General features: G+C 39.4%; 1 protein-coding gene. It reads right to left on the bottom strand.

Annotation, left to right across the window (positions count from 1 at the left end; genetic code table 11):
• Window positions 1-259, bottom strand: a 259-nt coding sequence (locus Q4528_RS14525) for a hypothetical protein (RefSeq protein WP_303522352.1), incomplete at both ends; no start/stop codon positions are given.

The following is a 259-nucleotide window of genomic DNA, read 5'->3' as shown; positions in this document are numbered from 1 at the left end:
CATTAGGAGAAGCATCTACTCCCATATACTTCTTTGCTAAGTCTAAAAGATTACTGGGGAACTTTTCATTCCACCAAGCCTCGTATTTCTTTAGTGCTACGAAAGCGTGAAGGGTATCTATCTTCTTATGAAATCTGCACAAAGCGTGACCCATCTCGTGTTCCCAAGTATATTCAAGTTGTTTGTAGTCAGCTTTGGTCTTTGAGCCTACTAGCTCATATCCTTTTACTCCTAACTTCCATTTTCTCCAATACTTTTC

Source organism: Staphylococcus pasteuri, from assembly GCF_030547725.1.
GTDB classification, from domain to species: domain Bacteria; phylum Bacillota; class Bacilli; order Staphylococcales; family Staphylococcaceae; genus Staphylococcus; species Staphylococcus pasteuri.
The sequence above is the reverse complement of the archived record's forward strand: the minus strand, read 5'-3'. Positions and strand labels throughout refer to the sequence as shown.